The organism is Blastococcus brunescens (genome assembly GCF_035320885.1).
GTDB classification, from domain to species: Bacteria; Actinomycetota; Actinomycetes; order Mycobacteriales; family Geodermatophilaceae; genus Blastococcus_B; species Blastococcus_B brunescens.
Genome location: NZ_CP141261.1, coordinates 875999 through 897712 on the forward strand (window position 1 = coordinate 875999; position 21714 = coordinate 897712).

General features: G+C 73.2%; 29 protein-coding genes and 2 pseudogenes. 11 read left to right on the forward strand and 20 right to left on the reverse strand.

The window, feature by feature from the left end:
- The first annotated feature begins 48 nt into the window (after window positions 1–48).
- Complete coding sequence (locus U6N30_RS06045; protein WP_324276549.1) at window positions 49–855, forward strand: aldehyde dehydrogenase family protein; 807 nt, start codon at window positions 49–51, stop codon at window positions 853–855.
- A gap of 80 nt (window positions 856–935) precedes the next feature.
- Here the strand turns inward: U6N30_RS06045 and U6N30_RS06050 are convergent, their stop codons facing one another.
- Complete coding sequence (locus tag U6N30_RS06050; RefSeq protein ID WP_324276550.1) at window positions 936–1481, reverse strand: DUF488 domain-containing protein; 546 nt, start codon at window positions 1479–1481, stop codon at window positions 936–938.
- A gap of 89 nt (window positions 1482–1570) precedes the next feature.
- Between U6N30_RS06050 and U6N30_RS06055 the strand changes: the two genes are divergently transcribed.
- Window positions 1571–2749 (forward strand): MFS transporter, encoded by a 1179-nt coding sequence (locus U6N30_RS06055; RefSeq protein ID WP_324276551.1) that lies wholly within the window; start codon window positions 1571–1573, stop codon window positions 2747–2749.
- A gap of 295 nt (window positions 2750–3044) precedes the next feature.
- Here the strand turns inward: U6N30_RS06055 and U6N30_RS06060 are convergent, their stop codons facing one another.
- Window positions 3045–3575, reverse strand: coding sequence for a cupin domain-containing protein (locus U6N30_RS06060; protein WP_324276552.1), 531 nt, complete (start codon window positions 3573–3575; stop codon window positions 3045–3047).
- Between the two features lie 494 nt (window positions 3576–4069).
- Here U6N30_RS06060 and U6N30_RS06065 point away from each other — a divergent pair, with 494 nt between their 5' ends.
- Window positions 4070–4786, forward strand: coding sequence for a helix-turn-helix transcriptional regulator (locus U6N30_RS06065; protein WP_324276553.1), 717 nt, complete (start codon window positions 4070–4072; stop codon window positions 4784–4786).
- Between the two features lie 34 nt (window positions 4787–4820).
- On the opposite strand, the gene U6N30_RS06070 is transcribed toward U6N30_RS06065, so the two are convergent.
- The 4 genes and pseudogenes from U6N30_RS06070 to U6N30_RS06085 all read right to left on the reverse strand — a co-directional run bounded on the left by U6N30_RS06070 (window position 4821) and on the right by U6N30_RS06085 (window position 7874).
- On the reverse strand, window positions 4821–5651 hold the full coding sequence (locus tag U6N30_RS06070; RefSeq protein ID WP_324276554.1) for an ABC-2 transporter permease: 831 nt from the start codon (window positions 5649–5651) through the stop codon (window positions 4821–4823).
- 67 nt (window positions 5652–5718) lie between these two features.
- Window positions 5719–6186 (reverse strand): AAA family ATPase, encoded by a 468-nt coding sequence (locus U6N30_RS06075; protein ID WP_324276555.1) that lies wholly within the window; start codon window positions 6184–6186, stop codon window positions 5719–5721.
- 65 nt (window positions 6187–6251) lie between these two features.
- A pseudogene (locus U6N30_RS06080) lies at window positions 6252–6578 on the reverse strand (ATP-binding cassette domain-containing protein); the annotation flags it as partial.
- A 36-nt stretch (window positions 6579–6614) separates the two neighbouring features.
- Complete coding sequence (locus U6N30_RS06085; RefSeq protein ID WP_324276556.1) at window positions 6615–7874, reverse strand: FAD-dependent oxidoreductase; 1260 nt, start codon at window positions 7872–7874, stop codon at window positions 6615–6617.
- A 466-nt stretch (window positions 7875–8340) separates the two neighbouring features.
- Here U6N30_RS06085 and U6N30_RS35300 point away from each other — a divergent pair, with 466 nt between their 5' ends.
- The 8 genes from U6N30_RS35300 to U6N30_RS06120 all read left to right on the forward strand — a co-directional run bounded on the left by U6N30_RS35300 (window position 8341) and on the right by U6N30_RS06120 (window position 13334).
- Window positions 8341–8805 carry an ATP-binding cassette domain-containing protein gene (locus tag U6N30_RS35300; protein WP_479690578.1) on the forward strand — a complete coding sequence of 155 codons (465 nt, stop codon included), beginning with the start codon at window positions 8341–8343 and terminating at the stop codon, window positions 8803–8805.
- Window positions 8781–9131, forward strand: a complete 351-nt coding sequence (locus U6N30_RS35305; RefSeq protein ID WP_479690579.1) for an ATP-binding cassette domain-containing protein — start codon at window positions 8781–8783, stop codon at window positions 9129–9131. Before U6N30_RS35300 ends, U6N30_RS35305 begins: the two co-directional genes overlap by 25 nt.
- On the forward strand, window positions 9128–9466 hold the full coding sequence (locus tag U6N30_RS06095; protein WP_324276557.1) for an ATP-binding cassette domain-containing protein: 339 nt from the start codon (window positions 9128–9130) through the stop codon (window positions 9464–9466). The genes U6N30_RS35305 and U6N30_RS06095 overlap by 4 nt, the downstream gene beginning before the upstream one ends.
- A 94-nt stretch (window positions 9467–9560) precedes the next feature.
- Window positions 9561–9992, forward strand: coding sequence for an ABC transporter ATP-binding protein (locus tag U6N30_RS06100; RefSeq protein ID WP_324276558.1), 432 nt, complete (start codon window positions 9561–9563; stop codon window positions 9990–9992).
- Window positions 9989–10408, forward strand: coding sequence for an ABC transporter permease subunit (locus U6N30_RS06105; RefSeq protein WP_324276559.1), 420 nt, complete (start codon window positions 9989–9991; stop codon window positions 10406–10408). Before U6N30_RS06100 ends, U6N30_RS06105 begins: the two co-directional genes overlap by 4 nt.
- Window positions 10354–10812 (forward strand): ABC transporter permease subunit, encoded by a 459-nt coding sequence (locus U6N30_RS06110; protein WP_324276560.1) that lies wholly within the window; start codon window positions 10354–10356, stop codon window positions 10810–10812. The genes U6N30_RS06105 and U6N30_RS06110 overlap by 55 nt, the downstream gene beginning before the upstream one ends.
- A gap of 57 nt (window positions 10813–10869) precedes the next feature.
- Window positions 10870–12096, forward strand: coding sequence for a branched-chain amino acid ABC transporter permease (locus tag U6N30_RS06115; RefSeq protein ID WP_324276561.1), 1227 nt, complete (start codon window positions 10870–10872; stop codon window positions 12094–12096).
- The gene (locus tag U6N30_RS06120; protein ID WP_324276562.1) at window positions 12093–13334 is read left to right on the forward strand and encodes an ABC transporter substrate-binding protein; all 1242 of its coding nucleotides are present in this window, start codon (window positions 12093–12095) and stop codon (window positions 13332–13334) included. The genes U6N30_RS06115 and U6N30_RS06120 overlap by 4 nt, the downstream gene beginning before the upstream one ends.
- A 62-nt stretch (window positions 13335–13396) precedes the next feature.
- Here U6N30_RS06120 and U6N30_RS06125 read toward each other — a convergent pair whose 3' ends face one another.
- The 14 genes and pseudogenes from U6N30_RS06125 to U6N30_RS06185 all read right to left on the reverse strand — a co-directional run bounded on the left by U6N30_RS06125 (window position 13397) and on the right by U6N30_RS06185 (window position 21626).
- Window positions 13397–13588, reverse strand: coding sequence for a hypothetical protein (locus U6N30_RS06125; RefSeq protein ID WP_324276563.1), 192 nt, complete (start codon window positions 13586–13588; stop codon window positions 13397–13399).
- Window positions 13589–13603: 15 nt separating this feature from the next.
- A complete protein-coding gene (locus U6N30_RS06130; RefSeq protein WP_324276564.1) occupies window positions 13604–14080 on the reverse strand; it encodes a hypothetical protein in 477 nt (158 codons plus the stop codon).
- A gap of 38 nt (window positions 14081–14118) precedes the next feature.
- Window positions 14119–14550, reverse strand: a complete 432-nt coding sequence (locus U6N30_RS06135) for an MFS transporter (RefSeq protein ID WP_324276565.1) — start codon at window positions 14548–14550, stop codon at window positions 14119–14121.
- Between the two features lie 243 nt (window positions 14551–14793).
- Window positions 14794–15423, reverse strand: coding sequence for an IclR family transcriptional regulator domain-containing protein (locus tag U6N30_RS06140; RefSeq protein WP_422678094.1), 630 nt, complete (start codon window positions 15421–15423; stop codon window positions 14794–14796).
- Window positions 15381–15569: pseudogene (locus U6N30_RS33460) on the reverse strand (helix-turn-helix domain-containing protein); the annotation flags it as partial. The pseudogene U6N30_RS33460 and the gene U6N30_RS06140, both read right to left, overlap by 43 nt.
- Before the next feature lie 110 nt (window positions 15570–15679).
- Complete coding sequence (locus U6N30_RS06145; RefSeq protein ID WP_324278182.1) at window positions 15680–16417, reverse strand: ABC transporter substrate-binding protein; 738 nt, start codon at window positions 16415–16417, stop codon at window positions 15680–15682.
- A gap of 37 nt (window positions 16418–16454) precedes the next feature.
- Window positions 16455–16670 carry a hypothetical protein gene (locus tag U6N30_RS06150; RefSeq protein WP_324276567.1) on the reverse strand — a complete coding sequence of 72 codons (216 nt, stop codon included), beginning with the start codon at window positions 16668–16670 and terminating at the stop codon, window positions 16455–16457.
- Window positions 16671–16737: 67 nt separating this feature from the next.
- On the reverse strand, window positions 16738–17922 hold the full coding sequence (locus tag U6N30_RS06155) for an FAD-dependent monooxygenase (RefSeq protein WP_324276568.1): 1185 nt from the start codon (window positions 17920–17922) through the stop codon (window positions 16738–16740).
- Between the two features lie 198 nt (window positions 17923–18120).
- Window positions 18121–18291: a hypothetical protein gene (locus U6N30_RS06160; RefSeq protein ID WP_324276569.1), complete on the reverse strand. Its 171-nt coding sequence runs from the start codon at window positions 18289–18291 to the stop codon at window positions 18121–18123.
- Between the two features lie 53 nt (window positions 18292–18344).
- On the reverse strand, window positions 18345–19295 hold the full coding sequence (locus tag U6N30_RS06165; RefSeq protein ID WP_324276570.1) for an MFS transporter: 951 nt from the start codon (window positions 19293–19295) through the stop codon (window positions 18345–18347).
- 93 nt (window positions 19296–19388) lie between these two features.
- Window positions 19389–19727, reverse strand: a complete 339-nt coding sequence (locus U6N30_RS06170) for a hypothetical protein (protein WP_324276571.1) — start codon at window positions 19725–19727, stop codon at window positions 19389–19391.
- On the reverse strand, window positions 19724–19990 hold the full coding sequence (locus tag U6N30_RS06175) for a hypothetical protein (RefSeq protein ID WP_324276572.1): 267 nt from the start codon (window positions 19988–19990) through the stop codon (window positions 19724–19726). Before U6N30_RS06175 ends, U6N30_RS06170 begins: the two co-directional genes overlap by 4 nt.
- Window positions 19990–21210 carry a CocE/NonD family hydrolase gene (locus tag U6N30_RS06180; RefSeq protein ID WP_324276573.1) on the reverse strand — a complete coding sequence of 407 codons (1221 nt, stop codon included), beginning with the start codon at window positions 21208–21210 and terminating at the stop codon, window positions 19990–19992. Before U6N30_RS06180 ends, U6N30_RS06175 begins: the two co-directional genes overlap by 1 nt.
- Entirely contained in the window at window positions 21159–21626 is a 468-nt protein-coding gene (locus tag U6N30_RS06185; protein ID WP_324276574.1) for a hypothetical protein, read from the reverse strand. Before U6N30_RS06185 ends, U6N30_RS06180 begins: the two co-directional genes overlap by 52 nt.
- Window positions 21627–21714 lie beyond the last annotated feature (88 nt).

Here is a 21714-nt window from a genome sequence, read left to right on the forward strand (position 1 = left end):
CCTGGCCGGCATCCACTTCACCGGGTCGACGCCGGTGTTCCAGCACCTGTGGCGGACCGTGGGGAGAACATCTCCTCCTACCGCGGCTACCCGCGCATCGTCGGCGAGACCGGCGGCAAGGACTTCATCGTCGCGCACGCCTCCGCCGACGTCGACGTGCTGCGGACGGCGATGGTCCGGGGCGCCTTCGAGTTCCAGGGCCAGAAGTGCTCGGCCGCCTCCCGCGCCTACGTCCCGCGCAGCGTGTGGGCCCGGTTGAAGGACGACCTGGTCGCCACCACCGAGTCCCTGGAGCAGGGCGACGTCACCGACTTCACCAACTTCATGGGCGCGGTCATCGACCGGAAGTCCTTCTCCAAGCTGTCCGGCGTGCTGGACCGGGCGAAGGACGACGACGCGCTGACCGTGATCGCCGGCGGGACGGCCGACGACAGCGAGGGCTTCTTCGTGCGGCCGACCATCATCGAGGGCACCGACCCGGGCCACGAGGTGTTCAGCACCGAGTACTTCGGGCCGGTGCTCGCGGTGCACGTCTACGACGACGCCGACTACGACGCGGTGCTGACCCAGATGGAATCGGTGGCGCCGTACGCGCTCACCGGCGCCGTCATCGCCCAGGACCGGTCGGCGATCGCGCACGCGCAGCGGTTCCTGCGGAACGCGGCCGGCAACTTCTACGTCAACGACAAGCCGACCGGCGCCGTCGTCGGCCAGCAGCCCTTCGGCGGTGGGCGGGCATCGGGCACCAACGACAAGGCCGGCGCGCCGCAGAACCTGCAGCGCTGGACGAGCACCCGGTCGATCAAGGAGACGTTCGCCCCCGCGACCGACCACCGCTACCCGCACATGGCCTGAGCCGCGCCTCCTGATGATCAGGTCTCCTGGTCAACAGGGGTCCTCCCTCACCACCGGTGGTGAGGGAGGACCCGGAACGATCAGGTTCCCTGATCAACAGTGGGCGGGGCGGGCCAGTGGACGGCGCCGTCGGTGAGGACGGCGCCGTCGGAGGGGCGGTGGGGCGTCAACCGCCCGTCGGGCATCAGGTGCGTGACCGGCACACCCCGGCCGAGGACGGCGACGTCGGCGATCAGCCGCCGGTGGCAGCGCCACCACACGCTCTCGCTGCACATAACGGCCACGGTCGCGGTGCCGGCCTCCCCGAGCACCTCGTCGAGGGCCGCGGTGAACTCCGGCGTGCGGGTGTGCGCGGCGTACGCGGCGAACTGGGCGACGGTCCACCAGGCGTCCGCGACCGGCTCGTCGCGAGGCAGCCGCCGCCGGCCGCCCAGCCGCTCCTCCCACCGGTAGCCGATCCCGCGCGCCGGGAGCCAGTCGGCGAGGGCGTCGCGGGCCACGTCGGGGTTGTTCCGGCTGCCGGGGAAGCGCCGGACGTCGACCAGGTGTTGCACCCTCGCCCCCGTGAGCCGGTCTCCGAGGGCCGTGCGGTCCTGCGGCCCGTGACCGACGGTGATCAGTGGCATGCGCCCTGCCTACCCGGTGGGAGCGCGGTGCGCACGGGCGTTCATGCTCAGGGAGTGCGGAGGGTAGCGGTGGAGGAGCGGACGGCGCTGTGGCGCCTCCGAGGGATGCAGACCCTGATCGGGGTCACGGTGCTGGGGTTCGCCAGTTTCTGCCTGACCCTCGCCTCCCTCCCCGTCTACGCGGTGGGCGGGGAGCGGCCGTCAGCACCGCCGGCGGCGTCACCGCCGTCTTCCTGGTCGTCACCGTGGCCGTCCAGGCGACGATCCCGGCGCTCACCGCCCGGTACGGCGTGGGCCCGGTCCTCATCGCGGGTCTACTCGCGATGGGGCTGCCCGCGCCCCTCTACGTCCTGGACGACGGCCTGGCGTGGATCTGCGCCCTCTCCGCCGTGCGGGGTGCGGGCTTCTCCGTCCTCACCGTGCTGGGCGCGACGCTGGCCGCGCGGGTCGCCCCACCCGAGCGGCGCGGGGAGTCCGTCGGCCTCTACGGCCTCGCGATCGCGATCCCGAACCTGGCCGCCGTGCCCGCCGGCGTGGCGCTGGTCCTCGGCGGGCACGTCGGCTGGATGGCGTGGCTGGCGGCCTCCCCGGTCCTCGGGGTGCTCCTGGTCCCGCGGCTGGTGCGCTCGGTGGCGCCGGAGCCGGGCCCGGGGCCGGCCGGGTCGGGGCGGGCGGCCGTGCGTGCCGCGCTGGCGCCGTCGGCGGTGCTGCTGCTGGTCACCATGGCCGGCGGCGGGGTGATGACGTTCCTGCCGATCGAGCGTCCCGACGGCGCCCTCGCCACGACGGCGCTGCTCGTCTTCGGCGTCACCGGGGCCATCACGCGCTGGCGGGCCGGCGCCCTGTCCGACCGGCTGGGTACCCGCGTGCTGCTCCCGGTGGCGCTGGTCGTCGCCGCCGTCGGGCTCGTGGGCACCGGCGTCGGGCTGACCGCGGGCGACGCCTGGATCCTCGTCGGGGTGGCGGTGTTCGGCGCGGGGTACGGGGCCACCCAGAACCTCACCCTGGTGGCGGCGTTCGCGCGCGCCGGCGAGCGCGGGACGACGACGGCCAGCGCGATGTGGAACGCCTCCTTTGACGCGGGCACCGCCATGGGCGCGCTGGTGCTCGGCTTCCTCGCCGCCGGCATCGGGCTGGACTGGACCTACGCGGTCGTCGCGGCGCTGCTGGCTGCGGCGCTCCCGTTGGCCTCGGCCGCGGCGCGGTGGCCGTCCGCGCCTGATCGGTGTCCGCGACCCGGTCGGCGATCGCCCGCTGCGAGCGGATGAGCAGGATCTCCTCGCCCGACCGCCGCAGCCACGTGCGCAGCCCCTCCGGGTCGCTGCGGTGGGCGTCCCGCAGTGCGCCGAGGCGCAGCTGCCGGGTGCTGGCCTGGGCCCGCTGCGCCGGGGGAGGGCCCGCGCCTCGGCACGGGCCACCGCGGTGAGGCCGGCGCCCAGGAACACCAGGTCGCGCACGTCGGGAAGGCTGTCGAGCAGCTCGCCGGCAGCGGCGTCGTCCGCGGTCAGGAGGGTGAGGAACTGGTCGGCGCGGCGGGCGCCGGCGGTCAGCGGGTCAGGGAGGTCACTGCTCAACTGTCCCTGGTGAGGGCGGTGTCGTCACGCGAGGGCGGTCCCAGCACCTCCATCCCGTGCTCCCTGGCTGCGCCGACCAGCGCGGCCATGTCCGGTGGGCCGTCCGGCGGGGGCGGCAGGGTCGGGGCCTGCGCCGGTCGGCCGGTGGCCCGCACGAACCGGTCGAACCGGCCAGGGACGGCGAGGGCGAGCAGGTGGGCCGTGGGGAGTCGACCCGGAAGGTGTGCGGGAGACCCCGTGGCGCCCACACGAAGCTGCCCTCCGTGGCGGACCAGGTCCGGTCCGCTACCTGGAACGTCAGCTCGCCGTCGAGGACGAACCACGCCTCGTCGTCCTCGGAGTGGACGTGCAGCGGCGGGGAGGAACGGTGCGGCAGCAGCTGCTCCCAGACGGCGAGCCGCCCGCCGGTGTCCCCGCTCAGGGCCTTGAACGTCATGAGGGTGTCGAGGTGCCAGATCGCCGTCCCCTCGCCCGGAGCGTGCACGACGGGGACCTGCTGGACGGTGCCGGGAGTGGTCATGCGGAAAGGCTCGGCCGGCACGAGGGCCCGCGACATCCCTGAACCATGGGGTTTCCCTGCCTGTCCCGCCGTCCTACCGTCTGCGCCATGGCACCGGCTCCCTCGGTGCGCGACCGGATCGAGCGGCTCTGCCGGTCGGCGACCGACCCACTCGCGCTCTTCCGCGGCGTCGTCCCGGTGCTCGACCGGGCCGTGCCGTCGGACTGCTGGTGCGGGTTGCTCCTCGACCCGGCGACCGTGATGAACACCGGCGGGTACCACGACGAGGGCCTGCCGCTGGCCGTCCTGCCGCGCCTGCTCGAGCTGGAGGTCGGGACGGACGACGTCAACCTGCTGCCCGCCCTGGCGCGCGACCGGTCCGGCGTCGCCACCCTCCACCGGCGCACCCGGGGTCGACCGGAGAGCAGCGCCCGGTACCGCGAGGTGATGCTGCCCGCCGGGATGGGACCGGAGCTCCGGGCGGTGCTGCGGGACCGGGGCCGCCCCTGGGGGCGGTGGTCCTGTTCCGGGAGACGGGGGCGCCGGACTTCACCGAGGCCGAGATCGAGCTGGTCGCCGCCGTCGCACCGGACATCGCCACGGCCGTGCGCCGCACCCTGCTGGTCACCGAGATCGCCCACCGGGACGTCGAGCAGGGGCCCGGGATGGCGGTGCTGCGGGTCGACGGCCTGCGCATCGACGTCGAGCTGGCCAGCCGTGCGGCACGCGTCCTGCTGGACCAGATGCCCGACTCCCGCATCGACGGCGTGCCCGTCGGCGTCGTCATGCTCGTGTCCCGCCTCGTCGCGTCGGGTGGACGGCGCCAGTCGGCGCGGGTGCGGCTGCGGACGGGCCGGTGGATGAGCGTGCAGCTCGACGTCCTGGAACCGGCCGACGCGGCCGGCCCGGAACGGCTGTCGCTGGTGATCGAGCCCGTGGCGCCCTACGAGCTGGCGGCGGTGATCGCCGAGGCCTACGGGCTCACCCCGCGCGAGCGCGAGGTGGCCCGCCTGGTGGTGGCCGGCAACAGCAACCCCCAGGTGGCCGTGGCGCTGTCGATCTCGCTGACCACCGTCCAGGACCACCTGAAGAAGGTGTTCGCCAAGCTCGGGGTCGTCAGCCGGCACGAGCTGACCGCCCGCATGTTCTTCGACCAGTACCTGCCGCGGCAGCTGTCGGGAGTGCCGGTCGGTGGCGACGGCTGGTACCTGCCCGCGGCTCCGCCCCGCTGAACCGGGGTCCAGCGGGGCGGCGCGGGGACGGGGGTCAGGCGTCCCGGCGGCGGAAGGTGAGGTAGCCGACCAGCAGGACCACCGCCACCTCCCCGGCGAACACCGCGAACCCGACCCAGGGTCCGAGCGCGTCGGGGTTGAACGACACCGGCGTGGCGACGGCGGATCCGGCGTTGCCCGGCATCAGCTTTCCGGCCCACTCGCCCCAGGCGCCGGGGAGCAGGAACACCATGTTCCCGACGACGAAGACCAGCGCCAGGACGATCGACAGCGCGGCGGCGGTGTGCCGCACCAGCAGCCCGACGCCGGCCGCGAGCAGGCCCAGCCCGGCCATGTAGAGGCCGCTGCCGACCATCGACCGCAGCACGCCGTCGTCGCTCAGCGCCAGGCCGATGCCCTCGTTCTCGAAGAACCAGTTGCCGCCGAACCAGCCGGCGAAGGCGGTGACGGTGCCGGCGACGAACAGCGAACCGGTCAGCACCAGCGCCTTGGCCGCCAGGACGACGCCCCGCCGCGGTGTGGCGGCCAGCGTCGCCCGGATCATGCCGGTGCCGTACTCGCTGGTCACGGCCAGCGTGCCGAGCACGATCGCGGTGATCTGGGCGAACGTCATGCCGAACGTGATGAACGAGCCGGGGTGCTCGTCGGCCTCGCCGCTGGCCAGCCACTCGGCGTTCGTGGCGCAGATCAGCACGGTCAGGCCGGCGCCGAGGACGAAGAGCATCACCGTCGACCACATCGTCGAGCGGACCGTCCAGAACTTGATCCATTCCGCCCGGAGCGTGGCGCCGAAGCCCGGTTTCCGGACGGGGACGTTGGCCCTCGGGTCCAGGGAGACGGTGTCGGAGAAGACGGTGGTGGTCATGCGGGGATCCCAGCGGTGGTCGTCGCGACGGAGTGCGCGGAGTACTCGACGCTGTCGGCGGTCAACGTCATGAAGGCGTCCTCGAGGGAGGAGCGGACGAGCGTGAGCTCGTGGAGGAGCAGGCCGCTCTTCCCCACGAGCTCTCCGATGGCGGCGGTGCCCAGACCCTGGACGTGCAGCTCCTCCTCGTGCACGGCGACGTCGAGCCCCTGGCGGCGCAGGAGATCGGCGACCTCCCGCGCTGCGGGCTGGCGACGCGCACGTAGGACATGGCGTGCTCGGCGATGAACTGCGTCATCGAGCAGTCGGCCAGGATGCGGCCCCGTCCGACGACGACCAGGTGGTCGGCGGTCAGCGCCATCTCCGACATCAGGTGGCTGGAGATGAACACGGTCCGGCCCTGGGCGGCCAGCTCGCGGGCCAGGGTGCGCACCCAGCGGATGCCCTCCGGGTCCAGGCCGTTGACCGGTTCGTCGAGGACGACGACCGGCGGGTCGCCCAGCAGCGCGACGGCGATGCCGAGCCGCTGCCCCATGCCGAGGAGAACTTGCCCACCCGCTTGTCCGCGACCGCCTCCAGGCCGACCAGGCCGAGCACCTCGTCGACCCGGGCCCGCGGGATGCCGTTGCTCGCGGCCAGCCAGCGCAGGTGGTCGCGCGCCGAGCGGCCGGGGTGCAGGGCGCTGGCCTCCAGCAGCGCGCCGACCTCGCGCAGCGGTGCGGGGTAGTCCTGGTAGCGGCGGCCGTTGACGGTGACGCTGCCCGTGGTGGGCCGGTCCAGGCCGAGGACCATCCGCATCGTCGTCGACTTGCCCGCACCGTTGGGGCCGAGGAAGCCGGTGACCCGGCCGGGCTCGACGGTGAAGGTGATCCCGTCGACGGCCGGCTTGTCGCCGTAGATCTTGGTGAGGCCGCGGGCGACGATCATGCGATCGACCCGCTGGCGGGCAGGGGAGAAGTCATGTCAGGAACGATGTCGTCCCAGCCCCTCGGATACATCGGGGAGCGCCCTGAACCGACCCTGAACGGACCCCGACACGGCCCCCGCAGGGCCCCGCTGCGAGTGGAAGGACCCCGTCCTCCTCATCCCTCGCGGTCTCGGGACGAGCCTCGGGACGGGGCCGGGGGCAGGGGGTCCCTCGTCAGGCGGTGCGGGGAGTTCCCCGGGTCGCGGAGCACCCTGCGCAGGGCCCGGGCCGCTGCCTGACCGGCGCGGTTGGCGCCGATCGTGCTCGCGGAGGGCCGTAGCCGACCAGGTGGATGCGCGGTTCACCGGCGACCGAGGTGCCGTCCATCCGGATGCCGCCGCCGGGCGCGCGCAGCCGCAGCGGGGCCAGGTGCGCGACGGCGGCCCGGAACCCGGTGGCCCAGAGGATCGCGTCGGCCCGGACGCTCCGGCCGTCCGCCCAGACGACGCCGTCCTCGGTGATCCGGTCGAACATCGGCAGCCGCTCGAAGACACCCCGCGCGAGGCCGTCACGGATGTAGGGCGTGGAGACGAGCAGGCCGGTGAGGCCGACGACGCTGCCGGGGCGCCGCCCTCGCGCACGGCCGCGTCGACCTTCGCGACCACCTCGCGTCCGACGTGCTCGTCGAACGGACCGTCACGCCAGACCGGCGGCCGGCGGGTGACCCAGGTCGTCGTCGCGACCGTGGAGATCTCGCCGAGCAGCTGGGTGGCCGAGGCGCCGCCGCCGACCACGACGACGTGCTGGCCGGCGAACGCGGCCGCCTCCCGGTAGTCGACGGTGTGCAGCTGCCGCCCGCCGAACAGCTCCTGCCCGGGATAGCGGGGCACGAACGGCCGGGTCCAGGTGCCGGTGGCGTTGACGATCGCGCGCGCCGTCCAGTCGCCGGAGCCAGTCTCGACGCGGAAACGGTCGTCGTCGGTGCGGTGGACGGCGCGCACGCGGACCGGGCGGTGGACGGGCAGCGCGAACCGGCGCTCGTACTCGGCGAAGTAGGCGGGGACGGAGTCGACGGCCGGGGTGTCGGCATCCGGCTGTTCGAACGGGAGACCGGGCAGGTCGTGCACGCGGTGCGTGGTGGCGAGGGTGAGCGAGGGCCAGCGGTGCTGCCAGGCGCCACCGGGTGCGTCGTCGGCGTCGAGGACGACGAAGCCGGTCCCGGGCTCGAAGCCCTGCCGGGCCAGCGCCCAGGCGGTGGACAGCCCGGCCTGACCCGCGCCGATGACGACGACGTCCACGTCCCCGCTGTTGGTCACGGTGGGGCAACGTCCCGCGCGACCCCTGGCTTCCGTCGGCCGTCGGGCCCGCTCCGGGCGCGGCAGCTCGATCCCCGATGGGCGACGGGCCGGGCCGGGCCGGGCCGGCGCAATGTGGCCGGCCCACGCATCTGCTCCCGTCCACCCTGTGGTCAACCCCCAGGCGCCGGGCCCCTGACGGGTGGTGTGCCGCGAGGTGACCGATCTGTGACCTGATCTGGTCGGAATCGGGTCCGAACTCCCTTAGAGTTCCGCCGCATGTGGGCCAGGTCACTGCGGAGGCGCCCGGCGCCCCCATCGGCCGCATCGCGGGCCCACGCGGTCAGGTCGTGTGCCCGCCCGGCGCGCGAGCCGGCCTCCGGGCCACGGTCCGTCCAGGGGTCCGTCCCTTTCCCGTGACGGCCCCCGGCCCCTCACCTGCTGGTCCGCGTGCGTCGATCGACGTCCGAGAGAGGAAGTGCTGCCCGTGCTGAGCATCGAGGCGCTCCACGTGACCTACGGCGGTGCCGTCCAGGCGGTACGCGGGGTCTCCATGGAGGTCCCGGACGGCAAGGTCGTCGCCGTCCTCGGCAGCAACGGCGCCGGGAAGACGACGCTGCTGCGCACCATCTCGGGCACCCTCCGTCTGCACCGGGGCAAGGTGGAGTCGGGGAAGGTCACCTTCGACGGCGCCGACATCACCTCCCGCGACCCGGCCCAGGCCGTCCGGCTGGGCCTGGTACAGGTACCCGAGGGGCGGCGCATCTTCGGCCGGCTCACCGTGGAGGAGAACCTCCGCGCCGGCGGGATGGGCAACCGGGACAAGTCGGCCAAGGCGAAGGCCCACGACCGGGTCTACGACCTGTTCCCCTGCTCAAGGAGCGCAGCTCGCAGCGCGGGGCGCTGCTGTCCGGCGGTGAGCAGCAGATGCTCGCCATCGGCCGGGCGCTGATGGCCAGCCCGAAGCTGCTCCTGCTCGACGAGCCGTCGCTGGGTCTCGCGCCCCGGATCATCGGCCAGATCGGTGAGGTCATCGCCGAGATCAACCGGCAGGGGACCTCGGTCCTGCTGGTCGAGCAGAACGCGACCATGGCGCTCGGGGTTGCTGACCTGGCCTACGTGCTGGACGTCGGGGAGGTGTCGCTCTCCGGCGACGCGCGGCAGCTGGCCCAGACCGACGAGGTCCAGCGGCTGTACCTCGGTCACGACGGCGGCGACGCCGGCGAGAAGCGGGTGCGGGTGTCCTCGGGCAAGAAGCTCTCCCGGTGGACGGCATGACCGCCCCGCACGCCGCCGGGGCCGACATCCGGTCGGACATCCCAGCGGTCGAGGTCGACGACGTGAGCGTCCGGTTCGGGGCCATCAACGCCCTGTCGAAGGTCTCCTTCACGGTCGCGCCCGGCTCGATCCACGCCATCATCGGGCCCAACGGTGCGGGCAAGTCGACCATGTTCAACGTCCTCTCCGGCGTCTACAAGGCCGCCGAGGGCAGGTCCGGTTCGGGGACGCCCGGCTGGACCAGATGCGGCCGTACCAGATCGCCGGCATCGGGGTGGCCCGGGCGTTCCAGAACATCGCCCTCTCCGGCACCCAGTCGGTGGCCGAGAACCTGATGCTGGGCCGCCACCACCTGACCAAGGCCGGCTTCCTGGCGGCCGGCCTGCGGCTCCCGCGGGCGACGCGGGAGGGAAGGTCCACGGCGCCCGCGTGGCCGAGATCGCCGACTTCCTGGAGCTCGGCGACAAGCTGCACACACCCGTCGGCGTCCTGTCCTACGGCGACCAGAAGCGGGTCGAGGTGGCCCGGGCGCTGTGCACGGAGCCGCGGCTGCTCCTGCTCGACGAGCCGGTGGCCGGCATGAACGCCGAGGAGACCGACCGGATGGCCGACGCCATCCTGGAGATCCGGTCGGCGCTCGGGATCTCCGTCGTCCTCGTCGAGCACGACATGGGGATGGTCATGTCGCTGGCCGACCGCGTCACCGTCCTCGACTTCGGCCGCCGGATCGCCGACGGCACCCCGGCCGACGTGCAGTCCGACCCCGAGGTGATCCGCGCCTACCTCGGTTCCGGCGACGAGGAGAGCCCCTCCGACGCCGCCGCCCACCACCCCTCCGACACCCCAGGGGCGACCTCGTGACCCAGTTCCTCTCCCTGCTCCTCAACGGGATCTCCCTGGGCGCCCTCTACGCGCTCATCGCCCTCGGGTTCGTGATCATCTTCAAGTCCAGCGAGGTGGTGAGCTTCACGCACGGCTCCCTGCTGCTGCTGGGCGCCTACTCCATCGCACGGATGTCGGAGACGATCGGATTCCTGCCGGCCGTGCTGATCGGCATCCTGATCACCGCCGCCGCGGCGTTCGTCATCGAGCGCCTGATCATCAACCGGCTCCGCGGGGCCGCGGTGATCAGCCTGGCCATCGTCACCATCGGCGTCGACATCATCATCCTCACCGAGCTGATCCGGCGGATCGGCTCGGACATCCTCAACGTCCCGCACCCGTGGGGCGGGAGTCGTTCCGGGTCGGGAGCATCGGGCTCAGCCAGAACCGGCTGATCGCCTTCATCGTCGCGGCGGTGCTCATCGCCGCGTTCTTCATCGCCTTCAAGTACTCCAGCTGGGGCATCGCGATGCGCGCGTCGGCGGAGGACGGCGAGACGGCGGCGCTGATGGGCATCCGGCAAGGGCGGGTCTCCGCGCTCGCCTGGGTGGTCGCCGGGGTGCTCGCCGCGGTCGCGGCACTGTTCCTCGTCGGCTCGCCCACCCCGGGCGTGAGCCCGACGGCCTACGCCGTCGCGCTCCGCGCCTTCCCGGCAGCGATCCTCGGGGCCTGGACTCCACGGGCGGCGCGCTCGTGGGTGGCCTCCTCATCGGCATCGCGGAGGCGATGGCGGCCGGGTACCAGGACCAGCTGCTCTTCCTCGGTCGCGGCTTCAGCGCCGTCGTGCCGTTCATCGTGATGATCGCCGTCCTCATGTTCCGCCCCTCCGGCCTGTTCGGGACGAAGGAGCTGACCCGTGTCTGAGTCGACCCTCACCGACGCCCCCGGGGCGCACCGCTCAGGGGTGAGCCCGCAGGCGCCGGCCGAACGTCGGCGTTCCTTCCTGCGCCCGCTGCTGCTGCTCGCGGCGCTGGTGGTGCTGCTCGCGCTGCCGCTGTACGTCGAGGAGTTCTGGCTGCGCACCGGCTTCGCCGCCTTCGGCGCGATCGTGGGCGCGATCGGCCTGAACCTGCTCGTGGGCACCAGCGGCCAGCTCTCGCTGGCGCACGCCTTCTTCCTCGCCGTCGGGGCGGTCAGCTACGTCTACGTCTCCGGTGAGCCGGGCGGGCTCGGCGTCGCCGAGCTGGGCGGCCTGGGCCTGCCGCCGATCATCGGCATGATCGTCGGCGTCCTGCTCGCCGGTCTGGCGGGTCTGATCTTCAGCCCGCTCGCCGCCCGGCTGCGCGGGATCTACCTCGGTGTGGCGTCGCTGGCGCTGGTCTTCATCGGCATCCACGTGCTCAACAGCTGGACGGAGGTCACCGGCGGCTTCAACGGGCGGGCGGCACCGGACTTCTCGCTGTTCGGCTTCACCTTCGCCAACCGGGACCCGGAGCTGTACGTGCTCGGCGTGCCGTTCCGGGAGGCCGAACGGCTGTGGTACCTCGGGCTCGCCCTGGCCTTCGCGGCCTACCTGTTCGCCCGCAACCTGCTGCGCAGCCGCCCGGGGCGGGCCCTGCAGACGCTGCGCGACAGCGAGGTCGCGGCGTCGGTCATGGGCGTGAACGTCCAGGGCTACAAGGCGCGGATCTTCCTGGTCAGCTCGATGTACGCCGGGCTGGCCGGGGTGATGTACGCCCTGTCGATCGGCAGCATCGCGCCGGAGTCCTTCGGCCTCGAGCTGTCCATCCTCTACCTCGCCATGATCGTCCTGGGTGGGCTCGGCTCGGTGAACGGTGCCGTGCTCGGGGCGATCTTCGTGAGCGCACTGCCGCTGGTCTTCCAGCGGTACGCCGACCTGATCCCCTTCGTGGGCCGGGGCGAGGGACTGGCGGCCGGTGAGGCGGCCCGGTTCCTGTTCGGCGCGGCCATCGTGCTGGTCATCCTCTTCGAGCCCGCCGGCCTGGCCGGCATCGCGAACCGCATCACCGGCCGGTTCCGTCGCCGTCCCGGAGGACGGATCACCCAGCACCCACCCGACACACCCAGTCGTTCCACCGAACCCACTCCGTCCGACCCACCAGCCCAAGGGAGCACCACGTGAGACTCAGCAAGCGTTCGACCGGCGCCACGATGCTGGCGGCCAGCTTCGTCCTGGCCGCCACCGGTTGCAGCACCAAGGCGCCCGAGTCGTCCGGCGGCGGCGGAGGAGCGGCCGCCGGCGACGTCGCCACCGACATCGGGGTCGAGGGCGAGACCATCACCCTCGGCGTCCTCACCGACCTGACCGGCGTCTTCGCGGCGCTCGGCAACGACATCACCAACGCCAACCAGCTGTTCTGGGAGGACAACCAGGTCTGCGACACCTACGACGTCGAGCTCGAGGTGCAGGACACCGGGTACGTGCCCCAGCAGGGCGTCCAGCTCTACAGCGGGATGAAGGACAACGTCCTGGCCATGCAGCAGACGATCGGTTCGCCGATCAACACCGCCCTGGCGCCGGAGTACGAGGCCGACCAGATCGTCAACTTCCCGTCGGCGTGGTCGAAGACCCTGACGGAGATCCCGGGCACGGGGGTCGTGGGCGCCACCTACGACGTCGAGATCGCCAACGGCTACGACTACCTGTTCCGGGAGGGGCTCCTCGCGGAGGGCGACACCGTCGGCCACATCTACTTCGAGGGCGAGTACGGCGCCAACGGCCTGGCCGGCACCGAGGCCGTCGCCGCGGCGAACGGCCTGGAGGTCATCCCGGCGCAGATCAAGGCGACCGACCAGGACATGAGCGCCCAGATCACCCAGTTCAAGGCGGCCGGTGTCGACCTGATCGCGCTGACCGTGGCGCCCGGGCAGACCGCGTCGGTCGCCACGGTGGCCGCGGCGCAGGGCCTGGACGTGCCGATCCTCGGCAGCAACCCGGTCTTCGCTCCCGGCCTGCTGCAGGGCCCGGCGGCCGAGTGGCTGAAGACCCACCTGTACGTCGCCTCGCCGGTGTCGGCCTTCGACGCGCACCCCGAGCTGCTCGAGCAGTACGAGGCCGCCTACCCGGACGCGGCCGTCAGCCTCGGCGTGGTCGTGGGCTTCGGCATGAGCGAGCTGATGAAGCAGGTGCTCGACCAGGCCTGCGAGAACGGCGACCTCACCCGTGAGGGCGTGCTCAACGCCTTCACCGAGCTCGAGGAGGTCGACACCGGCGGCCTCGTCGTCCCGATCCGCGGCTTCGAGCTCGGCCAGTCGCCCAGCCTGCAGAGCTTCATCCTGCAGCCGGCCGACGTGCCCGGTGGCGCCACTGTCCTCGAGGAGGCCTTCGAGGGCGAGTTCGCGGAGCAGATCGCCGGCTGACCCGGCACGGCACGGCCGACGGCGCCCTCTCCTCCCGGAGGGCGCCGTCGCGCTGTCCGGCGTCAGAGCCGGCCGCGGCGCGCGGGCACGAGCAGGCGCAGGGACAGCAGCCCGGTGAGCGCCGCGGCGGCGACGAGGGCACGGTCGCCGACGTCGCCCGCGCGACCACCGCCATGACGAAGGGGCGGCGAAGCCGACGTAGGCGCAGGCGAGGAACAGGGACGTGAGCGCCCCGAGACGCCCGGGCGCCGCAAGCCGGGCCGTGAGCGTCAGACCGGCCGCGAGACAGAGCCCGCCACCGGCCCCCAGCACGGGCGCCGCGACGACCAGCCAGGGCAGTGCCCCCGTGGTCGCGAAGGCGGCTGCGGCGCCGAGGCCGGCGGCGCCGAGACCGGTGCCGAGCACGGCGGTCCACGCGCCCAGCCGCCGCTGGAGGCCGGCGACGAGCGTCCCGGCCCCCAGGGTGACCCCGGCCAGCACGCCGGTGACCGCCACCCCGCCGTAGGGCAGCTCCACCAGCAGCGGGACGGCGTTGATCGCCGTCGACGGGAACGCGTAGACGCACACGGCCACGGGCGCCAGCACGGTCGCCACCAGGAGGCCGTCCCCGGCGCGATCAGCGGCGCCGCCGTCGCCGTGCCCGCGCCGGTCCGGCTCGGGTGGGCGAGGTCGACGGTCTCGGGCAGCCGGACGGCGAGCGCGAGCCCGACGGCCACGAGTGCCACGTGCACGAGGTAGGGCAGCACGGTGGGCGCGGGGGCGTACTGACCCAGAAAACCGCTGGTCAGCGGACCGAGGAGAAGCCCGCCGTCATGGCGACCGCCGCGCGTCGTCCGCCCGCCCCTTCCCCGGACGCCAGCGACAGCTCGCCGACCCAGGCACTGCCCACGCTGAACACCACACCGCTCACGACGCCCTGCGCGAACCGGGCGAGGAACAGGAGGGTCAGGGAGTCCCCGGCGGCCGCGAAGGCCAGCGAGGCGACCGCCGACAGGACGATGCCCGGAATCGCGACACGGCGGCGACCCAGGCGGTCGGACAGCTCGCCGGCCACCAGGAGGGCGGGGACGAGGCCGGCGGCGTAGCAGCCGAAGAGGGCGGTGAGCACCTCCGCCGAGAGGTCCAGCCGCTCCTGGTAGACGAGCAGCAGCGGTGTGGGGACGTTGGTGCCGGCCGCCACGGTGAACAGCGCGAACACGGCCCGCTTCCACGTCATCGGCAGACCCTACGGACGGCCGCCGTGGTATGCCCTCGGACGGTGGAGGGCCGCACGGGGGAGGACGGTGGACAGCGCCGCGATGCGCTCGTGCACCGGCTCGCCGATCCGCTGCCGCAGTGCTCCGATCACGTGTCGCGCCGGACGGCCTCGTCCCACTCGGGGGTCTTCCTCATGTCACCGAACCCACGCCGGTCGGCGTCACCAACGTCCGTGGTCAGTACACCTGGCGGGAGCGGTCGCTCAGAGCATCCGGCCGAGGCGTTCGGCGTGCTCGCGCAGGATGGGGGCGAACGTGGCTTTCATGGCCGGGAGCGAGATGCGGGCGGTGAAGGCGGCCACGCTCATCGCCGCCCGCACGCGTCCCTGGCTGTCGCGGACCGGCACGGCCATGGTGCGCATGCCGAGCTCGAGCTCCTCGTCCGTGTAGGCCATCTGCTCGGTTCGCGCGCGGCGCACCCGTTCCCGGATCTCGGCCACGGAGGTCAGCGTGTTCGGCGTGCTGGCGCGGAGGTCGGCCCGCTCGAGGACCGCGTCGACCTGGTCGTCCGGCAGGCCGGCGAGGAGCACCCGCCCGGTCGCGGAGGCATGAGCGGGGAGCCGGGCGCCCAGGCGCACCCCGGCGGAGACGATGCGCTGGGCGTCGGCGCGGGCGACGAACACCGCCTCGTCGGACTCGAGCACCGCCAGCGAGACGGACTCGCCGAGTTCTTCCCGGGCCGCGAGGACGTGCGGCTGGGCGAGCAGGGGAGGGACGACGTCTCGAGGTACGCGGCGCCGAGGCGAACCATCCGCGGCGTCGGCCGGAAGAACTTGCCGTCGAAGCTGAGGTAGCCGAGCTCTTCGAGCGTCAGCAGGCAGCGGCGGGCGGATGCGGGCGACGTCGCGATGGCCCGGGCGGCCTCGGTGACCGAGAGCTGGGTGCGGCCGGGTCCGAACGATTCGATGATCGCCAGTCCCTTGGCCAGCCCGGCCATGCCCTCCACGGAGCGTGGCCGGTCGGCCCCGTCGTCGGCCATCGGTCGTTCCGGGACGTCGCTGCCGGGCAGGGACTCGATCACGATGCTTCCTTCGGTGGGATCGGCCACGGGCCCGGAGCCTTTCACGACGGCTCCGGGCCCATCGCGCACTACTCCTGGGGCAGCTCGTCGGCGTCCACGGTGACCTCCTCGAGGTCGAGGCCGTCCTCGATCAGGCCGTACTCGACCATGAGTTCGGCCAGCGTGCCGAAGTCGCTCAGGTCGCTGTTCTCGGCTAGTCCCGGCGTGGACAGCTGGGCCGCCAGTTCCGGCGAGATCTCGGTGTAGGTCGGGATGATCTCGGTGACCGTCTCCGGCTGCTCGACGGCCATCGTCATGGCGGCGTCCATCGCCCGGACGAACGCGGCGACGGTGTTGGGGTTCTCCTGCAGGAACTGTTGCGTGACCGTCCATCCGGCGACGGGCAGGTTCTCCGTGGGCCCTTCGAAAGCGCTCACCACACGGGTCGCCGTGCCGCGCTGCTCGACCTGGGTCAGGAACGGCTCCACCATCCAGGCCGCGTCCACGTGCCCCTGCTCCAGGGCGGCCGGCATCTCCGGCGGCGGCAGCTCGACGAAGCTCAGGCCGGCCGGGTCCACGCCGTGGGACTCGAGCACCGCGCGTGCCGTGAGCTCCTGGATGTTGCCGAGACTGTTGATGGCGATGCTGGCCCCGGCCAGGTCCGCGGGCCCGGTGATGGGACTGCCCGTGGGGACGTAGATGCCCTGCGGGCCCGACCGGTTGTTCTCGCGGATGATGCGGAGCGGGAGCCCCTCGCCGGCCGCCTGCAGGATCGAGACGTAGTTGCTGAAGACGATGTCGATCTCACCCGCGACGGCGCCGGCGATCTGAGCAGCCCCGCCCGGGCGACGTTGGCCTCCACCGTCAGCCCCTCGTCCGCGAACAGTCCCTCCTCGATGGCCAGGTAGAAGGGGCCAGGTCGGCGAGCGGGAGCACGCCGACGGTCAGCTCGGTCTTCTCCGGTTCGCCTGCCTCCGCCGGCGCTCCCGTCGTCGTCCCGGAGTCCCCGCCGCCGCAGGCGGTGAGAGTGGTCATGAGGGCCACGATCAGGGCGAGACCGCGGTTGGACCGGTGCGTCATGCGAACTCCTGGTCTGTCGATGGGGAACGGTGCGGGCGGCCCGACGGGGCCGGGAACGACACGGGCGTCAGGTCAGCGCGGCTGCGGCGGCTTCCGCCTCCGGCACGACGTCGTGGTCGTAGAGCCACGTGCGGTATGTCATGTGCGCGGCGATCTCCGCGTCCCGCACGCCCAGGTCGGCGTACGAGGAGTCGTAGCGGAGCCCGTTCTGTCGCGCGCCCTGCTGGACGAGTGCCACCCGCTCACGGCGCAGCTGCTCGTACGCGCGGAGGGCCGCCGGAGCGGTGGCCCGGTCGGCACGGGCGAGAATGGTCGCGAGCGCCATGCCGTCCTCGATGGACTGGTTGGCTCCCTGACCGAGGTGCGGCAGCATCGGATGCGCCGCATCCCCGAGCAGGCCGAGCCGCCCGGCGGTCCACGTGGGCAACGGTTCGCGGTCGTAGAGCCCCCACCGGAGGGTCGCCGTCACGTGCCCCAGGAGGGACTCGATGCGGCTGTCCCACCCGGCGAACTCCTGACGGAGCACGTCGGGATCGCCAGGGGCCGACCACGACTCCTTCATCTGCTCGTCGGCGGGGACGAAGCCGACGTAGTTCACCAGTTCGCCCGCGCGGACCGGGAACACGAGGAAGTGCCTGCCCTCGCCGAGCCACATCTGCCAGGCGTCGGTGGGCCACTCGGGGACCGACTCGTGGGGGACCAGGCCGCGGTAGGCGACCGAGCCGGAGAAGACCGGAGGGGACGGCGGCACGACGTGGTGCCGCAGCTCGGAGTGGATGCCGTCAGCGGCGATGACCACGTCGCCCTCCGCGGTGGCTCCGTCGGCGAACGACACCCGGGCCGTGTCGCCGTCCTGCTCGAAGTCGGTGCAGCGGTGACCGGTGTGCACCACGTCGTCCGGTAGCCGCTCGGCCAGCAACTCGACGAGGTCGGCGCGGTGCATGCCGAAGACCGCGTTCCAGCCCGAGGAATCGGTGGTCTGCACGGGTGCGATGGGGGCGCCGTCGTGCCGGAAGTAGCGCGAGTCGGCGCCGACCCGCGCGCCCAGGCGGCTGACCGCCGGCTCCAGTCCCACGCGCTGCAGCTGCCGGACGCTGTTCGGGGTGAGGAAGACCCCGGCGCCGACCTCTCCGAGCGCCGGGGCCTGCTCGTGCACGGATACGGGGATGCCCAGCTGCACCAGGGCATTGGCGGCGAAGAGACCACCGATACCGCCGCCGACGATGACCACGCGGGGCCGGCGCTCGACCATCAACTCTCCTTCGTCCCGGTGTACCCGTGGAGCTTCATCCCCCGACGGTCTTCGGATACCGAAAACCGTGCGCATCCGCTTGGAGCCAACGTAGGGGCGCGGGCTCAGCGGGTCAATGGGGCCTCCTCGCGGTGGGCCGACGTCGCTGCGGACGCCCGAGCCGTCTCGGCCGGCCCCCGGGGCGGTCTCCTCGGGAGGTCAGTCCCGCACGCGGCGACGCAGCTCCCGCCGGAGCCATACCGCCAGCGCCGTCGGGACGGCGAGGAACCCGGCCAGCGCCGGCACGGTGCCGAAGGTGGCGCCGAGCCAGGCGAGCAGCAGCGGGGTGCCGAAGCCGATGTAGGCGAAGGCGTAGAAGGCGCTGTTCATCGCGCCCCGGGTCTCCGCCGGAGCCAGCCGGGCGGTGAGCGTGAGACCCGCGGTCAGGCACAGGCCGCCGCCGGCCCCAGCAGGGCCGCGGCGGGCAGCAGCAGGGGCTCGGACTGCAGGACGACGGCGAGCACGCCGACGGCGTAACCGACCGCACCCAGCGCCATGCCCAGCGGCGCCCCACGATCGGCGCTGCGCCCGACCCGGGCCGCGACCGCGCTGGCGCCGAGGGCCAGCCCGCCCAGCAGCCCCGCGTACGCGACGCCGACGCCGTCCGGGACCACGAGCAGCGGCAGCAGGGTGGCGGCCACCGCCGGGAAGGCGAACACGCCCACGGCCGTCGGCGCCAGGAGGGCCCGGAACGGTCGCCGGGCCTCCGGCGGGAGGCCGAGGTGCATGAGGCGGGCCGGCCGGCGCTCGTGCACGGTCTCGGGGACGAGGACCAGCGCGGCCAGGCCGACGACCAGCACCGCGACGTGCACGAGGTAGGGCAGCGCAGTCGGCGCCGGTCCGTACTGAGCGAGGACCCCGCTCATGGCCGGGGCGATGGCGAAACCGAGGGACGTCGACACCGCGCCGCGGGTCGCCGCCGACTGCTGGCGGTCGGGGCCGGCGAGCTCCTGCAGCCAGGCGTTCGCGACGGAGAAGACCACTCCGGACACGGCTCCCTGCAGGAGCCGGCCCGCGTAGAGCAGCGGCAGGCTCTCCGCGGCGGGGATGAACAGCAGCGAGACCAGGCCGGCGACGATGCCGAACGGGAGGACGAGCGCCCGCCGGCCGAACCGGTCGGACGCGGCGCCGGAAACGCTGAGCGCGAGGATCAGGCCGACGGCGTAGCAGCCGAAGATCGCGGTGAGCTCGGCCTCGGAGAGCGCCAGGGTGTCCTGGTAGATCAGCAGCAGCGGCGTGGGCACGTTCGTGCCCAGGGCCACCGAGAACAGCGCGAAGGTGAGGGCGTCCAGTCGCCGCCGGGCGGGGTCCCGGCGAGCCGTCACCACTCGCACCGCCCGGACGCTACCGCCAGCGACGAGCGCCCCTCCCGCACGGGAGAGGGCGCTCGACGCGTTCACCGGCGGGTCACCACCCCGCCGTACCCATCACCCCGCCTTCCCCACGGAGTCGAGGAAGGTCAGCGTCAGGTCGACGCGGGTGTTCGGCGCGCCGGCCCAGTTGTGCACCTCGAGCCGGTACCGGCCGGGTGCGGGGTCGGTCAGCCGCAGCGACTCCTCGGTGAGGCTGCTGCTCCCGCCCGAGGTGAGGTCGCTGCTCCAGCTGCCGTCGGCCTGCTGCCGCTGCAGGTAGAGGTCGACGTCGGCGCTCGTGGCCGGCACCGCGCCGACCAGCAGGGCGGCGTTGTCGAAGCCCTCCTGGACGTCGAACTCGTGGAAGGCGACGGTCACCGGCGTCCGTTCGGGGGCGCCGAGTGGCGGCGTCACCGACGCGTTCTCGCCCGGCTGGGCGGGGCCGGCCTGCGGCTGCCCGTCCTCCGTGCCGAATGGCACCGTGTCATCGGCCAGGGAGGGGAGGCGACGACCGGGACCTGCAGGACCGTCCCACCGGGACCGGTCGCGATCGTCACCCGCGGATCGACGGCGAACGTCGGCACCTTGTCCGGGTCGGAGGTGGTGAACCGCAGGACCAGCCGGTGCCCCTCGCGCAGGTCGTGCGCCATCGCGAAGCCCGGCGGCTGCATCTCCATCAGCTGGCCCGGGAGCACCGGCTTGGGGTGGCCACGCCGACCCGGAGCTCGGGGTTGATGGCGAACTGGCTGATCCGCCGGCGGTCGCCGTCCGGGCTCTCGTCGTAGAGCGTGCCGATCAGGTGCACCCGTGGGGCGGTCACCGAGGCGACCATGTCCAGCAGCGGCTTGCCGGCGAGCACGGTGTCCTGCGTGACCGGCTCGGTCGCGAAGTCGACGCCGCCGGTGCCCTGGGGGTCGGTGTGGCCGAGCGGGTCACCGGTGAAGCTGACGGACCCGGGGAGGGTGGACGGTTCCGCGGACAGCGTGCCGTCGGCGGACGGGTGCAGGGTCAAGGTCTCCGCGGCGGGCGGCCACTGCGTCCCGGTGAGCACCTGGGTCCGGTCGCCGGTCCGTCCGCCCTCGAACGTCCCGTCGGAGAGGAACAACTCCGCGGCCGGGCCGGTGTCCACGTCACGCTGGGCGAGGTGCTCGTCGAACCAGGCGTGCAGCGCGTAGGTCCACTGGATGCCGCGGCGGGTGGGGCAGCAGCCGGAGCCGTGGTCCCACTGGCCGAGCCAGATCTTGTCCCCGTCCCGGCCGGCCCGCTGGGTGAACCAGTCCATGCCGGCGACTCGGGCGGCGTTGTCGTTGACCCCGTGGACCATGAACACCGGGAGGTCGGCGGCGGTGGCGGCCTCGCGCCAGTCGCGCTCGCCGTGCCAGGAGGTGTACTGGCCCGAGAGCTGGGCCTCACCCGCGGTCAGCGAACTGTTCGGCAGGCCGCAGCCGGTCTCCTCGGGTTTCTCCCCGACGTGCTCGCCGCCGGGCAGGTCGCGTTCGAGCGCGATCTGCTCGTAGGCGACCATCGGGCCGGCCCACTGCAGGAAGTAGGGCACCCCGGCCTGGAACTGGTGGTCGTACATCGTGGCCATGCCCGCGCTGGGCACGATCGTCGCCAGCCCCTCCGGGTCCATCGCGGCGGCCAGCGAGGGCGTCGACCCCACGTAGGAGTGTCCGGTCATGCCGACCCGGCCGTTGGACCACGGCTGGGCAGCCGCCCACTCGACGACCGTCTTCAGGTCCTGGGCGTCGTTCGGGCCCAGGTGGTCCAGGCAGCCGTCGCTCAGGCCCGTGCCGCGCAGGTCCATCATCACGACGACGTAACCCTTGGGCACGAAGTAGCCGGTCAGGCCGAGCGACGTGCCGTCCTCGCCGCGGGGCTCGGGCAGGATCCGCATCCCTCCCGGTCGGCCATCGCCCCGTGGTACGGGCTGGCCTCCAGGATCACCGGGAACTCGCCGGGGACGGGGACGCCGTCGGCCCCGGCCGGGCGGGTCACCTCGATGTGCACCTCGGTGCCGTCGTGCATCGGCAGATCGAGGGCCTCCTCGACGGATCCGAACCGGTCGGTGCTCAGTCCCTCGACCTGCGTGTAGTCGAAGGCGCCGGCGGGCTCGGCGACGGGCTGTTTCGCGTGTCCCCTTCCGGGGTTGTCCTCGCGAGGGCCCGCGGCGGCAGGCTGCGCGAGCGCGAGGGCGACGACGAGGGGGAGCGCGATCCCCAGGGAGCGGACGAGACGCCGTCCCGGTCGGGCGGTGGTGGTCATCATGGGCCTTTCGGCGGACGTGGCCAGGTTGATCAGGGAACGACGCACCGGCTGAAGGGTGACGCCTGGTCACGGAAAAGTCCGCGCTCCCGGGGCGCGGAAATGCGCTCGTGAGGCCAAGATCGGCGGCAGGCCG